The organism is Streptomyces sp. NPDC041200 (assembly GCF_055591805.1).
Genome location: NZ_JBVIZF010000029.1, coordinates 44077 through 61028, shown reverse-complemented (window position 1 = coordinate 61028; position 16952 = coordinate 44077). Strand labels below are relative to the sequence as shown.

The window sequence follows — 16952 nt, the reverse complement described above, 5'->3', positions numbered from 1 at the left end:
GAGCAACAGGTCGTCTAATACGTTTTAGTAGTATCGAGTCGGCGGCAGACTAATACGTTTCAGTTCGCCAGTCACCGCGGCGGATCATCACGGTTGCGTAAAGTCGACGGGGGTCACGATGGAGGGGTCGATGCCACCGAAGGACCATGCCTCGTCAGGAGCGGAGGCGGACTCGGGCTCCCCCGGCGGTCCGAGCGCCAAGGCCTCCCCCGGCGGCCCGCGCACCGAGCCCTCCCCCGGCCGCTCGCGCGCCGAGGAATCACCGCCCCGGCTGCGCAGCACCGACATCGCACGGCTCGCGGGCGTCTCCGTCGCGGCGGTGTCCATCGCGGTCAATGGACGCCCCGGGCTGAGCGACGCGACCCGTAAACGCATCCTCGATGTCGCGGACGAACTCAACTGGCGCCCGCACCTGGCGGCCCGCGCGCTCAAGGGCGCGGCCAACGACGTGGTCGGCATCGTCATCGCCCGTCCCGCGCGCACGCTCGGCGTCGAGCCGTTCTTCGCCCAGTTCCTCTCCGGTCTGCAGTCCTGCCTGTCCAACCGGGGGATCGCCACGCAGTTGCTCATCGTCGAGGACACCGAGGCGCAGCTGACGGTGTACCGGCGCTGGGCGGCCGAGAACCGGGTGGACGGCCTCGTGCTGCTCGACCTCGCGGTCGACGACCCCCGGCCCCGAGTCGTCGCCGATCTGGGCATACCCGCCGTGGTGTTGGGAAGCCACGGGAACCCCATGCCGCTGACCAGCGTCTGGGTGGACGACCACGCGGCGACGGATCGCATCCTGCGCCATCTGGTGGCCCTCGGCCACCGGCGGATCGGCCACGTCAGCGGCACGGCGGCCTACCAGCACACCCAGCGCCGTCTGCGGGCGATCGACGACGTACGCGAGTCCACCGGCATCGACGTGACGTCCATCGCCACCGACTACTCCGACGCCCAGGGCGCGTCGGCCACCCGCCGCCTGCTCGAAGCCAGCCCCCGCCACACGGCCATCGTCTACGACAACGACGTCATGGCGGTCGCCGGACTCGGCGTGGCCACCGAGATGGGCGTCCCGGTGCCCGGCGAGGTGTCCGTGGTGTCCTTCGACGACTCCGTCCTCACCACCATGGCGCACCCCTCGCTCACCGCGCTCACGCGTGACACCTTCGCGCTCGGCACGCTCACCGCCACCGAACTGCTCCGCGTCATGGCTGAACGCCCCGCCCCCCGCTCCGTGCAGGCCCCCACTCCGCGACTGGTCGTACGGCAGAGCACCGCTCCTCCCACCGGGGGCTGATCCGCCGGTCCCTGCTTATTCCCATAATCCCCCTAGACGTGCCCGGAATTCCCCTGGACTTTCCGGAGCCGTTACCGCCGGTTGCGTTCGGGCGGCCATTGACATGGTCATCTTGCTGCCGAAAAATCTCCCCGAACGGCTTCGCGATCTCCCATCCATGGCATGAGTGAAAAGAGCTGCTCTTGTCGATGACATCGTTGTCCGACTCCTCGGCGTCAGCCGACGCGACCGCGGAACCGCCGGGGCCGGACGGCCGACCACCGCTCTCTTTCGGCCAGCGCCGACTGTGGGCGGTATCCCAGCGCGAGGGTGCCAGCGCCGCGTACAACGAGCCGATGGCGTTCCGGCTGCGGGGGCCGCTGGACCGTACGGTGCTGGGCCGGGCGCTGGACGCTCTGACGGCCCGGCACGAGGCGCTGCGTACCCGGCTGGTGCCGTGCGGGGGCGACGCGTACCAGCAGGTCGATCCGGCGGACACCGGCTTCGCGCTGGCGGTGGACGACCTGACCGGCCGCCCGGACGCCGAGGACCGGCTCGCCGATGTGCTGCGCCGGGAGACCGTCGTACCGTTCAACATGGCCGCCGAACCACTCGCCCGCGGGCGGCTGGTGGTGCTCGGCCCGGACCACCATGTGATCGTGCTGACCGTGCACCACGCGATGTTCGACGGCTGGTCCCGCAGCATGATGCTGCGCGAGACCGGCGCGCTCTACGCCGCCCTGCTGCGCGGCGAGCCGGATCCGCTGCCGCCCGCACGGTGGCAGTACACCGACTTCACCCGCTGGCAGCGGGAGTGGATGGCGGGCGCGGAACCCGCGGCGCAGGAGGAGTACTGGGCCGGGAAGCTGGCCGGTGTGCCACCGCTGCTGGAGCTGCCGACCGACCGGCCGCGCCCGGCCGAGCAGGACCACTCCGGCGACCGGGTGCACCTGGAGATCGGCCCCGAGCTGACCACGGCGCTCAAGGCCGTCACCGAGGAGCACGAGGGGTCGCTCTTCTCCACCTTGCTGACCGGCTGGTCGATCGTGCTGTCCCGCCTCTCCGGTCAGCGGGACCTGGCGGTGGGCACGCCCACCGCCAATCGCCGCCGCGGAGATGTCGGCGAGATCATGGGATTCGTCGTCAACACCCTCGCGCTGCGCGTGGAGTTGGCGGACGCGCCGACCGGCTCGGAGTTGCTGCGGCAGGTGCGGGCCACGGTCCGGGCCGGGGTGAAGAACACCGATCTGCCCTTCGAGCGGGTCGTGGAGCTGGTCAACCCGCCGCGCAGCGCCGCGCACACCCCGCTGTTCCAGACCATGTTCGCCTGGGTCCCGCCCATGGAGGACGTGATGGAGTTGCCCGGGGTGACGGTCCGGCTGCTGCCGATGCCGTACGCCCCGGCCAAGTTCGACCTGGTCCTCGCGCTGGAGGAGGCGGACGGGCGGATCGTCGGCGATCTGGACTACGCCACCGCGCTGTTCGACCGGGAGACCGTCGAGCGCCATCTGCGCTATCTGGTCCGGGTGCTGGAGCAGCTGGCCCGGGAGCCCGGACGGTCCATCGCCGAGTACGCGCTGCTGGACGCGCCGGAGACCGCCGAGCTGCTGGCCGACTGGGACGCCACCGAGGCCACCGAGGCCACCGGCGCTCCGGCGAACGGCGCCGCCGAACCGGCCGGGCTGGTCGAGCGGTTCGAGGCCCACGTACGGTCCACCCCGGCGGCCACCGCGGTGGTGGCGGGCGAACGCCGCCTGACCTACGCCGACCTCGACCGGCGGGCCAACCGGCTGGCACACGCCCTGATCGCCCGTGGTGTGCGCCCGGACCAGGTGGTCGCGCTGCATACCGGCCGCTCGGCCGAGCTGGTGGCCGGTGTGCTCGGCATCCTCAAGGCCGGTGCCGGATGGCTCCCCCTCGACCCGGGCCAGCCCGCCGAACGGCTGGCCGCGATGGTGTCCGACGCACGGCCCGCCCTGGTGCTCACCGACCAGCGGAACGCGCCGGACACCTGGCTCCCGCTGATGGCCGTCGAAGCCGAAGGCGACCGGGACGACGCGCCGGGCATCACCGTCCCGTCCTCACACCTGGCGTACGTCATCTACACCTCCGGCTCCACCGGCCGCCCCAAGGGTGTCGCGGTCACGCGCGGCAATGTGCTGGGCCTCTTCGACCAGTGGCTGGCCCGGTTCGGCGCCACCCCGGGCGAGGCCACCTCGGCCTGGTCCAGCATCGGCTTCGACGCCTCGGTGCACGAGCTGCTGCTGCCCCTCACCACGGGCGCCGAAGTACACCTGGTACCCGAGGAGTTACGCGGGGACCCTGCCCCGCTGATGGGCTGGCTGCGCGAACACCGGGTGGTGCAGGCCTTCCTGCCACCGGCCTACGTACGGTGGATCGACGAGGACCCGGACGGCAGGCTGGCCGGGCTGGCGCTGCGCCAGGTGCTGACCGGGGTGGAGTCACTGCCCGAGGCCGCACTGCACCGGATGGCGTCAGCCCTGCCCGGGCTGCGGATCTGCTTCGGCTACGGACCGACCGAGACCACGCTGTACGCCACCGCCTACACCGACCCGCGCCCGGTGGACCGGCCGTGCCCGATCGGCCGACCGCTGCCCGGCACCCGGCTGTATCTGCTGGACGAGCGGATGCGTCCGGTGCCGCCCGGTGTGGTGGGCGAGGTGTACATCGGCGGCGCGAGCGTGGCCCGCGGATACCTCAACCAGCCGGAGCTGACGGCCGAGCGGTTCCTTGACGACCCGTTCGTCCCCGGCGGCCGGATCTACCGCACCGGCGATCTGGCCCGCCGCCTGCCGGACGGCAACGCCGAATACACCGGGCGCCGGGACGACCAGGTCAAGCTGCGCGGCTTCCGCATCGAGCCGGGCGAGGTGGAGGCGGCGCTGCTGGCACTGCCGGGGGTGCGGGAGGCCGCCGTACTGGTCGACCGCGACCGGGCGGGTGAACCACGGCTGGTGGCGGGCATCGGACGTGGCGAGGCGCCGTCCCGGCAACCGCACGAGTGGCGGGCGGAGCTGGCCGAGCGGCTGCCGGACTACATGATCCCGTCCGTCTTTGTGGAACTGCCCGGTCTGCCACTGGGCCGCAGTGGCAAGCTGGACCGGGCGGCCCTGCTGGAACACGCGCGCACGGCGCTGCCCACCCAGGTCAACACCGCGACCCCGCGCGACCACGTGGAGATGGCGCTGCACCGGATCTGGTCCCGGCTGCTGCTCCATCCCGGCATCGGCATATCGGACAACTTCTTCGACATCGGCGGCACGTCCATCTCGGCCATCAAGCTGGCCCACGCGATCGGCGAGGAGTTCGGCCGGACGCCGCCGATACGCGAGGTGATCCGGCATCCGACCATCGAGGCGCTCGCCGAACGGCTGCGCCGGGGCGCCTGCGGACCCCGGGACACGAAGCCGGGCACGAACTTGATCGAATTCCACGCCGGAACCGGACGGCGGCGGCTGGTGTGCGTCCATCCGGCCGGTGGCACCGCCTTCTGCTATCTGCCACTGGCCGGGGCGCTCCCCGGGGACATCGGGGTCCAGGGCATCCAGGCCCCGGGCATCGACCCGGATGAGGAGCGGCTTCCCACCGTCGAGGCGATGGCGCGGGCCTATCTGGAACTGATCGACGCCCGCCCGGACGAGTCGCTGGTGCTGTGCGGGCTGTCCTACGGCGGTCTGATCGCACACGAGATGGGCCGGCGGCTGGCGCTGGCCGGGCACGCCCGGCTGAGCGTGGTGCTGCTCGACACCCAGGCCACCGACGACCCGGCCGAGCGGGCCGCGATCCAGCCGGTGGCGTACGAGGAGTTCGCGGAGAAGCTGGTGCGGTTCAACGGCATGTACCCGGGCATCGAAGCCGACCAGCTGACCCGGTACTTCGAGACGTACAACCACAGCCGGATGACCGCCCGCGGCCACCACCCGCGGCCGACCACCGCTCCGCTGACCCTGATCGAGGCCGCCGCGGACGGCCCGGGCCCGTCCGGCCCGCATCCGACCCGCGCGTTCTGGCGGCTGCGGGCCGGTGCCGGACTCGCGGTGGTGCCGCTCGAGTGCGGCCACTGGGATCTGCTGGAGGGAGCGCAGGTGTCGGCGGTGGCCGAGGTGGTCGTCAGCGAACTGGACCGGCTGGACGCCACGGAGCCCGCCCGACCGGCCGTACCGTACGTGGCGCTGGAGCGCTCATGACGACCTTGAGCGACGGCCCGGCCCTGGAGGCCACCGGTCTGGCCCACGGCGTCCATCTGCGGGCACGGCTCACCCCCGACGCGCTCGCGCTGGTGGACCAGGACCGCCGCTTCGGTTACGCGGCGCTGGACACCGCGGGCGCGCAGGTGGCCGCGGCGCTGCGCGGCCACGGGGTGCGCCCCGGCGACGCGGTCGCGGTCGGCCTCCCCCGCTCCTGGCAGCTGGTCGTGGTGGTGCTCGGCGCGCTGCGGCTGGGCGCCCGGGTGGTCCCGCTGGACACACAGAGCCCGCCGGAGCGGCAGGCGCACATCCTGACGGACTCGGGCAGCGTCGCGCTGGTGCACGCCGCCACGGCACCGGAGGACATCCCGGACACCGTACGTCCGCTTCCGGCGGCGCGGCTGCTGGACGCCTTGGCGGACGGGGCGGTGTCGGTCGACACGTTTACGGAGCGGCCCGCCGGGCTGGTCCTCTACACCTCCGGCACCACCGGCCGCCCGAAGGGGGTGGAGCTGCCGGAGGCGGGTGTGATGCGGATGGCGCGGCCCGGCTGGCTGCCTCTGGAGCCGGGGAAACGGTTCGCCTGCCTGTCCAACCCGGCCTTCGACGCCATCAACTTCGAGATGTGGACACCGCTGCTGACCGGCGGTTGCTGCGTGGTGCTGCGTGACGAGGACGTGCAGTCGCCGCACCGGCTCGCCGCCGCGCTGCTGCGGGAGCGGATCAACACGCTGTTCGTCACCACCGCGCTCTTCCAGGCCGTGGTGGACACCGTGCCCACGTGCTTCGCCGGTGCGCGGCAGGTGCTGGTCGGTGGTGAGCAGCTCAACGCGGCCGTGGTGCGGCGCTGGTACCGGCACAACCCCGGCGGCGCCACGGTGCTGCACAACATCTACGGCCCCACCGAGGTGTGCACGTTCTCGCTCGTTCACCCGATTCCCCGCGACTTCGACGCGGACGTGGTGCCGATCGGCCGTCCGATACCGGACACCGGGGCGCTGCTGGTGGTACCGGGCTCCGAACGCGTCGCCGAACCGGGCGAGGTGGCCGAGCTGCTGCTGTCCGGGACGGGCGTGGCGACCGGCTACCGCAACCTGCCCGAGGAGACCGCCCGGCGGTTCGTCCGGCTGGACTGGTACGACGGCGGCCGGGAGCGCCACTACCGCACCGGCGACCTGGTGCGGGCCGACGCCGACGGCGTGATCAGCTATCTGGGCCGGGCGGACCGGCAAGTGAAGGTGCGCGGCTTCCGCATCGAACCGGCCGAAGTGGAACGGCGGATCGCGGCGCACCCGGCGGTCCGTCAGGCGTACGTGTGCACCCGGGAGCACCCGGAGACCGCCGGACACGAACTGCTGGCCTACCTGGTGGCCGGGGCGGAGCTGGACTTCGAGGAGTTCGACCGCCACCTGACGTCCGCCGTACCGGCCTATATGCGGCCGCACCGGGTGCACCGGGTGGACGCGCTGCCGTTGACCGGCAACGGCAAGGTGGACCGGGCCGCGCTGTTACGCCGCGCCGACCGCCCGTGGCAGCGCTCCGCCGACGCGGGCCCGGCCACGGTGGCCACCGCCCGGCAGCGCGAGGTGCTGGAGCTGGCCGAGGCGGTGCTCGGCACCTCCGGGCTGCGCCCCACCGACCGGTGGATATCCAGCGGGGGCGACTCGCTGCGGGCGCTGCGGCTCCGGTTCGAGATCCGCCGCCGCTTCGGGCACGAGCTGGGCCAGGCCGAGGTGCTGCACGCCGACTTCGCCGCCATCGCCGAGGCGATCGACCGGGCCGGGTCGGGGGCCGGGCCGCGCTACCCGGTGCCGGGCCCGCCGTCCGGCGCCGTCCGTGGCCCGGCCACCAGCGAGCAGCAGCGGCTGTGGCTGCACCACCAGCGCTTCCCCGGTTCCCGTGGCTACACGGTGGGCCAGGCGCTCCGGCTGGACGGCCCGGTGGACCAGGACGCGCTGCGCCGGGCCCTGGGCCGGCTGGTGGCCCGGCACCCGGCGCTGCGTACGGGGTTCGAGGCGTCGCCGGACGGTCTGCTGCAGGTGGTGGGCGCGCCCTACGACCCGTGGGTCGAGCCGGAGGCCGTGGCGCTCGCCGGTGACGAGGCCGTATCCGCCGTCGCCGACCGGTTCTTCGCCGAGCCGCACGATCTGGCGCGTCCGCGGATGCTGGCCGCCTGCTGGCTGCCGTACCCGGACAGCTCGGGCCCGGACAGCTCAAGCCCGGACGGCTCAGGCCCGGACGGCTCAAGCCCGGACGGCTCAAGCCCGGACGGCTCAGGCCCGGACGGCTCGGGCCCGGACGGCTCGGGTCCGAGCGGCGGCACGCTGCTGCTGCGGCTGCACCACATCGCGGTGGACGGCTGGTCGTTGACCGTGCTCTTCCGCGACCTGTCGACCGCTTACGCCCAGGCGCTGACGGCACCGGACACCACGCTGCCCGAGGTCTCCGCGGCGCCCACCCCGCTGGATCACGCCGCATGGCAAACGGAATGGTGCGCCGCGACCGGGTACGAGGCGCTGCGCGCCGGGCTGCGCGAGCGGTGGAACGCCGAGGAGGAGCCGGACGAGCCGCTGCTCCCGGTCCGCGACCGGCCGTACCCCGAGGGCCGGTTGCTGCACACCGCGCTGGACCCGGACCACCGCACCACCGTGGACCGGCTCTGCGGCGAACTGGAGCTGAGCCGCTTCGAGTTGCTGCTCGGGGTGTTCGCCTGGAGCCTGTACGCGGTCACCGGCCGCACCCGGCCACGGATCGCCACGCCGGTGGCGGGCCGCCCTGTGCAGGAGTTCGAGGCAAGTGTCGGGATGTTCGCCAACACCGTGCTGCTGCCCGTGGCCGTCGCGCCGCGCGGCGAGCTGCGCGCCGAGCTGCTGCGGCTGGGCGCGGCGGTGCGCGACACCCTGGAGTGGCAGGACGTGTCGCTCGCCGATGTGCTGGACGACCGTGGCCACCCGGCCGGTCGTAGCCCCTTCGATGTGCTGTTCGTGCTGGAGAACACCGACTTCGGCGCGCTGGAGCTGCCCGGGATCACCGCCCGGCCGGTGTGGCGGGCACCGGCCGAGGCCAAGGTGCCGCTGACCGTCTCACTGGTGGAACACCCGGACGGCTTCGACTGCCTGTGGGAATACGCGGCCGACCACTTCGCCGCCGACGAGATCGAGGCCATGGACCGGCTGTTCCGGACCGGCCTGGACCTGCTCGCCACCGGCCGGTCCGGTACGCCCGCCGAGGTGGCGGCCCCGTACCGGCGCGGGCTGCCGGAGTTCGGGCGCGGTGGCGAGCCGTCCGGCGGCTGGACGACGGTGGCCGAGGGCTTCGCCGCCCAGGTCGCCCGGACACCCGGCGCGCCCGCCCTGATGACGCCGGACGGCCCGGTCGACTACGCACAGCTGGACCGGTGGGCGGCGGCGCTCGCCGGGGAACTGCTGGCCGCTCATCCCCTGGCGGCCGACGGGCAGCGGCAGGTGGCGCTGTACTTGGAGCCGTCGGTGGAACACGTGGTGGCGCTGCTGGCGCTCGCCCGGCTCAACTGGACCGCGGTGCCGCTCGACCCGGCCTACCCGGCCGAGCCGCTGCGGCAGATCCTGCGCCAGGTCGACCCGGAGTGCGTGCTCCTGGCACCGGGCGGCGACGTGGCGTACCAGCGAATGGACCCGGACGGCGGCACGGTACGCCGGACCATCACGCTGGCCGAAGGCGAGCCGGACACCGCACCGCCGCAACCGCCACCGCATGCCGGGCGTCCGCTGTACACACTCTTCACCTCCGGCTCCACCGGCACGCCCAAGGGTGTCCAGGTCTTCGACCACACGCTGACCAACCTGCTGCACTGGCAGGCGTCCGAGGGCGGTCTCGGCACACCGGCCGTGACCCAGCAGTTCTCCATGCTGTCGTTCGATGTCTCCTTCCAGGAGATCTTCACCACCCTGTGCGGTGGCGGCGCTCTGCACCTCGTACGCCCCGGCTGGCGGCAGGACATCCCGGCGCTGCTCGACCAGCTGGAGTCGGCCGGTGTGGAGCGGATCTTCATGCCGTACGTGGCGCTGCAGCTGCTCGCCGAACACGCCGTCCGCCTGGGCCGCTACCCGTCCCGGCTGCGCGAGGTGGTGACCGCGGGCGAGCAGCTGGTGTGCACCGGCGCCATCCGCCGGTGGTTCGCCGGACTGCCGGGGGCCCGGTTGTTCAACCACTACGGTCCGACCGAGACCCACGTGGTCAGCGCCCTGTGCCTGGCGGGCGACCCGGTTCACTGGCCGGAGCGCCCGGCCATCGGCACCCCGGTGGCCGGGGCGCTGCTGCGGGTGGTGGACCCGGCCGGTGAGCCACTGCCCCCGGGCTGCGTCGGCGACCTGCTGATCGGCGGCACCATGGTCTCCCGCTGCTATCTGGGCGACGGCACGCTCAACCGGGAACGTTTCACCGAACTGCCCGGAACCCAGGGCCTGTTCTACCGCAGTGGCGACCGGGCCGCCTTCGGCCACGACGGGCTGCTGCACCACCACGGCCGGGACGACCAGCAGATCAAGCTGAGCGGCCACCGGCTGGAGCTGGGCCAGGTGGAGGCGGCGCTGCTGCGCCACCCGAAGGTGGTGGGCGTGGTGGTGGTCGCTGAGGGCGGCGGGCTGACCGCCTGCCTGGAGTGCCGCGGGGACGCCCCTGCGCCCCGGGAGCTGGACGGCCACCTGGTGCCGCTGCTGCCACCGCACGTACGCGTCGGCCGGTTCCGTCGGCTGGAGTCACTGCCGCGCACCCCGAGCGGCAAACTGGACCGCCGGGCGGCACTGCGCGCCCCGGGTGAGGAGCTGCGCCGCGGTCCGGCCGACGGGCAGCGGCTTTCGGAACGGGAGGCCGAACTGACCGCCGCCTTCGAGGCGGTGACCGGTGTGCCCGTCGGCCCGGAGCAGACGTTCTTCGAGGCCGGTGCGTCCAGCCTGGGGCTGATGCGTTTCCACCTGCGGTGCACCACCGCGCTCGGGCTACGGTTCGAGATAGCGGACCTGTTCGAGCATGTGACGGTACGCGCGCTGGCCCGCTTCCTGGACGGTACGGCGCCGGGCCCCGCCTGCGCGGCGCGACCGGCCGAGGTGGCGGGCCACGAACCCATCGCGGTGGTCGGGATGGCGGTGCGCGTGGCGGGCGCACCGGACCTGCGGGCCTTCTGGGAGCTGATCCGCGGCGGTGACCGTGGCATCGAGTACTTCGACGCCCCGGACGGGCTGGTGGGAGCCCACAGCCAGATGGACGGGCTGCTCGACTTCGACCCCGAGCACTTCGGCATCAGCCGCCAAGACGCCCGGCTGATGGATCCGCAGCAGCGGCACACGCTGATGACCTGCGTCGAGGCGCTGGCGCACGCCGGTATCGCCGACACCTCGGCGCTGCGGGTCGGACTGGTGGCCGGTGCGGGCGAGAACACGTACTTCCAGGCCATGCTGCGACAGACCGGCCCGGACCGGTTGCCGGACGGCTTTCAGCTCGCGCTGCACCACGAGAAGGACTTCCTGGCCACGAAGGCCGCCTACCACCTCGATCTGACCGGTCCCGCCTTCACCGTGCAGGCGGCGTGCGCCAGTTCGCTCTTCGCGGTGCACGTGGCCGCCGGGCTGCTGCGGCAGGGCGACGCCGATGTGATGCTGGCGGGCGGGGTGCTGGTGGACACCGGGCTGAGCGACGGCTACCGCTACAAACCGCAGCACATCTTCTCAGCGGACGGCCACTGCCGCCCGTTCAGCGACGACGCCACCGGCACCGTCGGCTCCAGCGGGGTCGGCATGCTGGTCCTCAAGCCGCTGCGACTGGCCCGCGAAGCCGGGGACACGGTCTACGCGCTGGTCACCGGATCGGCGGTGAACAACGACGGCTCGGACAAGCTCGGTTACAGCGCCCCCTCGCTCTCCGGCCAGCGCGAGGTGATCCGTACCGCCCTGCGTCGCAGCGGGCGCACCGGCGCCGACCTCGGCTATGTGGAGGCGCACGGCACCGGCACCCGGCTCGGCGACCCGGTCGAAGTGGGCGCGCTGCGCCAGGCGTTCGAGGTGCCGGAGTCCGGCCGTACGGCGCTCAGCTCGGTCAAGAGCCAGATCGGCCACCTGGGCGCGGCGGCCGGGGTGGTCGGTCTGGTCCGGGCCGCGCTGTGCGTCCACCATGGGCTGATCCCGCCCACGCTGGATTTCCGTGCCCTCAACCCGCAGCTCGGCCCCGACCCGACGCCGTTCTACGTACCCACCGAGGCACTGCTCTGGCCGGGCGACCGGCCCCGGGTGGCGGCGGTCAGCAGCTTCGGCATCGGGGGCGCCAACGCGCACGCGGTGATCGAGGCCGGGGAGCCGGGGCGGCCGGCCGACGCGCCACCGCCCTGTCTGCTGCTCTCCGCCTCCAGCGAGGCGGCGCTGCGCGCCGACGCGGACCGGATAGCCGCCTATCTCGCGGAGCGGCCGGAGGCGTACCCGGCGGTGCTGCGGCATCTACAGGCGGGCCGTCCGGCTCGCCGGTGGCGGATGGCGGCGGTCTGCCCGGACCCGGCCTCGGCGGTGCGGTGGCTGCGTACGGCGAGTGGCACCGAGGTGGAGCCGGGTACCGAGCCGGTCCCGGTGGCGGACCGCGACGCGCGGCGGTTGGCCGCCGACTGGCTGGCCGGGGAGCGGATCGACTGGCCGACGGGCCCGGCGCAGGCGCCGTGGGACTTCCCTCCGCCGTCCTTCGCGCGGGCGGAGTACGGCATCGAACGGGCGGCGGAAGAACCAGCGCCGACCGAAGACGCCTGGCCCGCCCGCCTGGCCGAGGAACAGTGGCTGCACCAGCCGCACTGGGTCCGGTTCCGCCGGGCGGGCGCCACCGGCCCGGCGGCCGCCTCCCGTCCGCTGGTCCTGGTCACGGACGGCCCGGCCGACCCGGAGGAGGTACGCGCGCTGCGCTCGGTCCGCAGCCGGGTGGTGCTGGTGGCCGCCGCGAGCGGGTTCGCCCGGCTCGACGACGACGCGTACCTGGTGGACCCGGCCGACCCGGCCTCACTCGGCGCGCTGCTGGACGCACTGGACGGTCTGGGCGCCGTGGACTGGCTGCACGCGCTGCCGCTGGGCGTGACCGGCCCGGTCGACGCCGACCGGCTGGACCGGGCCCGCTGGGCCTGCCTGGACGCTCCGGCCGCGCTGATCCGGGCGGCGGCCGGGCGGACCGGGCTGACGCCGCGCCCGGTGTGGCTTTCGTACCGGGCCCGGCCGGTGGACGGCCCGGTGGACCGGCCCGAGTTGGCGCTGCTGGCCGGGGTCACCGAGGTGGCGCCGCAGGAGGGCGCCGCCGCCGGGCACTGGGTCGACCTCCCGGCCGCCGCGCCGACCGGCTGGTCGGCGACGCTCGCGTCGCTGCTGGCCACCGACGAGGGGCCCTCCGACGGACGGGCCGCCGACAAACGACTCCCGGCGCACCTGGCGCTGCGTCACGGCTACTGGTGGCGGCAGGACACGGTGCCGGTCCCGGCGCCCGTCGAACACCCCGTGATCCCGGCCGCGGCGGATACGGTCCACCTGGTGCTGGGCGGCACCGGCGGCATCGGCGCCACGCTCGCGGGCTGGCTGCTGGAGCGGACCGCCGGGCGGGTACTGCTGCTGGCCCGGCGGCCGGAGCTGCCGGACGCGCTGACGCCATGGGCCGACCGCGTCGAGCTGGTCGAGGCCGACCTGAGCGCCCACTCCCCCGACCGGCTCGCCGCCCTCGTCGCCGACCGTACGGGGCGGCTGGACACCGTGGTGCACGCGGCGGGCACGGCAGCGGGCGGGCTGATCGCGCGCCGCGACCCCGCCGTGGCGCGCACCGGTTCGCTCGCCAAGCTGCACGGCGCGCTGCTGGTGGAGCGCCTGGTCGAGCGGTTCCGGCCGCACTTGGCCGTCTACTGCTCCTCCATGGCCGGGACCCTGGGCGGGGTCGGCCAGCTCGACTACGCCGCGTCGGCCGGGGTGCTGGACGCCTTCGCCCACCACGAGCCGCCCACGCCACAGGAGGGCGGCGCCACTCCAGTCGGTGGGACGACGCTCCGGCTGGCCATCGGCTGGGACGTGTGGCGGGAGGCCGGGATGGCGCTGCGGGCACCGGCCGCGGACGTACGCCACCAGGCCCATCTGGCGATTGGGCTGACGCTGGAGGAGGGCCGTCGCACCCTCGCCCGGGCGCTGGCCGCGCAACTGCCGCAGGTGCTGGTCTCTACCACCGAACTGAACGCGTCCCGCGCCTTCTACGCCGGGCCCGCGCCCGCGCCGGACGCCGAACCCGTTGCGGACGGGAGCGAACCGGCCGTGCTGCTCGGCGACTGGCTGTGCGAGTGGCTGGGGCTGGACACCCTCGACCCGGACGCCTCGCTGTACGACCTGGGCGCCGATTCGCTGACCCTGCTGGACCTCATCGGCGAGATGAAGCGCCACTTCGACGTGGAGCTCGATCTGGCCGAGCTGAGCCACCAGGTCTCGCTGGCCGAGGTGCTGACCCTGCTGGACCGGGCCCGCCGCGCGACGTCCGCCGTCAGCGGCACGCCCGCCGGGACACCCGATGGCGTCATGCTCGACGTGTGGCAGCAGGGCACCGGAGCGGAGGTGCTGTGCCTGGTGCACCCGGTCGGCGGGGACATCCAGGCGTACCGCGCGCTGGTCGCGGGCCTCGATCCACGGCTGACCGTGGCGCTGATCGCCGACCCGGCGCTGCGCCGTCCCGGTGGCCCCGAGTGGACCATCGCCGAGCGGGCCCGCCGCTACCACGCGGCGCTGGATGCGCGTTTCCCGGCCGCCACGTGGCATCGGCAGCTAGCCGGGTGGTCGTTCGGCGCCTGGGTGGCCGTCGGTATGGCCGCCGAGGCGGAGGCGGCGGGGCGGCCGGTGGACGCGCTCCATCTGCTGGACCCGCCACCGCCCGGCTCCGGACCGCTCTACCAGGCGTACGGCGAGGGCGAGTTGCGGACCCTCTTCGCCCACGAGCTGGGGCTCCGCGGCCATGGCGACGGCCGGGACGGCGAGGCGGCCCGGACGTACGCGGACCGGCTCACCCGGTGCTGTCTGGCCAACCTCCGTGCCATGGCCGACCACCGGCCGCCGCCGCTGACCACCACACCGGCCCGGGTGTGGCTGGCCCGGCTCCCGGTGGCGGGCCTGCCGCCGCTCGGCTCCCCCGAGGAGCAGCGCGCCTTGTGGCGGGCCCAGCTGGCCGCGCCGAGCGACTGGCACGAGCTGGAGACGACCCACTACGGCCTGGTCCGCCCGCCCCATGTGGCGGCGGTGACCGCCGCGGTCAACGCCGTCCACCGCGAGGCGGCCGGTCAGCGCTGACGGGCCCCGGCCCGCCCGCACCATCCTCCGTACCCAGCAGGGAGAGCCATGGAAGCGTACGAACTCGACGCCATCAAGCGGATCACCACCCGGCCACAGCCCGCGTACCGGACCATCGAGGTGGCGCCGCTCACCCCGGTCATCGGGGCCGAGGTCTCCGGTCTGGACCTCACCCGGGAACTGACCGACGAGCAGCTGGCCGAGGTCCGCCACGCCTTCCTCGACCACCATGTGCTGGTCTTCCGCGGCCAGGACATCAGCGTCGACGACCACAAGCGGTTCGCCCGCCACTTCGGCGAACTGCGCCCGGTCAACCCGCCGCCACCGGAGGGCGACCCCTATGTTCTGGAGATCCGCACCAGCGCCGAGGCGAGCAACGTGGCGGGCAACGGCTGGCATGCCGACGGCACCGCGGACCAGGAGCCGTCGCTCGGCTCGATGCTGCACATCATCCGGACGCCGGAGCCGGACTGCGGCGGCGACACCCTGTTCGCCAACATGCACCTGGCCTACGACATGCTCTCCCCCACGCTGCGCGGAATGCTGGACGGGCTGACCGCGCTGCACGACGGCGGGCTGTCGCTCAAGGGGTACACCCTGCCGCCGGACTACGTGGTGCCGACCTCCGAACACCCGCTGGTGGTCCGGCACCCGGAGACCGACCGCCCGGTCCTGTACGTCAATCCCGCCTACACCGACCGCATTCCGCAGCTGTCGGCCGACGAGAGCCGGGCCGTGCTGGATCTGCTCTTCAAGGTGGTCGCGGAGCGCCCGCTGCTCTTCTGCCGGGTGCGCTGGGAACCCCACACCCTGGTGTTCTGGGACAACCGCTGCGTCCAGCACCACGCGGTCTACGACTACTACCCGCACACCCGCTACGGCCGCCGGGTGGCGATCAACGGCGGCCCGCTCAAGAGCTGAGCGCCACGGCGAGGAGAGTTCCGGATGCGTGTGGTGCTGTCGGTGTACGGATCGCGCGGGGACGTCGAACCGATGGCGGGGCTCGCGGTGCGGTTGCGGGCGCTCGGCGCGGAGGTGCGGGTGTGCGCGCCGCCGGACGCGGAGTTCGCGGAGCTGCTGGCCGGTGTCGGCGTACCGCTGGTGCCGGTCGGGGAGCCGGTGCGTCCGCTGATGCACGGAGTGGCGCCGCCATCGGCGGCGGACCTGTCCCGGCGCCGTGTGGAGCTGGTGGCCGCGCAGTTCGGCGCCCTCGCCGCGGCGGCCGAGGGGTGTGACGCGCTGGTGGCGGCAGGCCTGGCACAGGTCGCCGCGCGGTCGGTGGCCGAGAAGCTGGGCATCCCGTACGTGTACGCGAGCTACCAGCCGGTCGCCCTGCCGTCGCCGCACCACGCGCCGCCGCCACGGGAGGGCCTGCCGTTCCCACCCCACGTCACCGACCACCGGACGCTGTGGGATCTGGATGCCCGGAACATCAACGAGCTGTTCGGCGTGGCGCTGAACACCCAGCGCGCGGCGATCGGCCTGCCACCGGTGGACGACGTACGCGGCCACGTCTTCACCGGCCGCCCGTGGCTGGCGGCCGACCCGGTCCTCGGCCCGTGGCAGGAGACGGCGGAGCTGGACGTCGTACAGACCGGTGCGTGGATCCTGCCGGACGAACGCCCGCTCCCGGCGGAGCTGGAGGCGTTCCTGGGCGCCGGAACACCACCGGTGTACGTGGGCTTCGGCAGCATGCGCGCCCCGCGGGACGCGGCCCGGGTGGCCGTCGCGGCGGTCCGCGCGCAGGGCCGCCGCGTCCTCGTCTCGCGCGGCTGGGCGGGCCTGGACCTGACCCCCGACCAGGCGGGCTGCCACGTCGTCGGCGAGGTCAACCTGCGGGCCCTGTTCGCCCGGGTGGCCGCCGTCGTGCACCACGGCGGCGCGGGCACGACGGCGGCGGCGGCCCGGGCCGGTGTGCCTCAGGTGGTGGTGCCGCAAATGGTGGACCAGCCGTACTGGGCGGGCCGGGTGGCCGCTCTGGGCATCGGCGCGGCACACGACGGTCCGGTCCCGACCACCGCGTCCCTGTCGGCCTCGCTCAGGACGGCGCTGGCCCCCGAGACCCGCGCACGGGCGGCCGCCGTGGCCGCCACGGTCCGTACCGATGGGGCCGCGATGGCCGCGCGGCTGCTGCTCGACGTGGTCGGCCGGGGAAAGCCGCCCACGTCCGCGTAA

At 73.9% G+C, this 16952-nt stretch carries 5 protein-coding genes; all 5 read left to right on the top strand.

Annotated elements, in window-relative coordinates; genetic code table 11:
- Window positions 1-130: 130 nt before the first annotated feature.
- The 5 genes from ACZ6CL_RS34820 (at window position 131) to ACZ6CL_RS34800 (ending at window position 16952) form a co-directional block, all read left to right on the top strand.
- Window positions 131-1282, top strand: coding sequence for a LacI family DNA-binding transcriptional regulator (locus ACZ6CL_RS34820; RefSeq protein ID WP_468943396.1), 1152 nt, complete (start codon window positions 131-133; stop codon window positions 1280-1282).
- A 188-nt stretch (window positions 1283-1470) separates the two neighbouring features.
- Complete coding sequence (locus ACZ6CL_RS34815; RefSeq protein WP_468943394.1) at window positions 1471-5469, top strand: non-ribosomal peptide synthetase; 3999 nt, start codon at window positions 1471-1473, stop codon at window positions 5467-5469.
- A complete protein-coding gene (locus tag ACZ6CL_RS34810) occupies window positions 5466-14777 on the top strand; it encodes an amino acid adenylation domain-containing protein (protein WP_468943392.1) in 9312 nt (3103 codons plus the stop codon). The genes ACZ6CL_RS34815 and ACZ6CL_RS34810 overlap by 4 nt, the downstream gene beginning before the upstream one ends.
- Before the next feature lie 48 nt (window positions 14778-14825).
- Window positions 14826-15698, top strand: coding sequence for a TauD/TfdA dioxygenase family protein (locus tag ACZ6CL_RS34805; RefSeq protein ID WP_468943389.1), 873 nt, complete (start codon window positions 14826-14828; stop codon window positions 15696-15698).
- Window positions 15699-15722: 24 nt separating this feature from the next.
- A complete protein-coding gene (locus tag ACZ6CL_RS34800) occupies window positions 15723-16952 on the top strand; it encodes a glycosyltransferase (protein ID WP_468943386.1) in 1230 nt (409 codons plus the stop codon).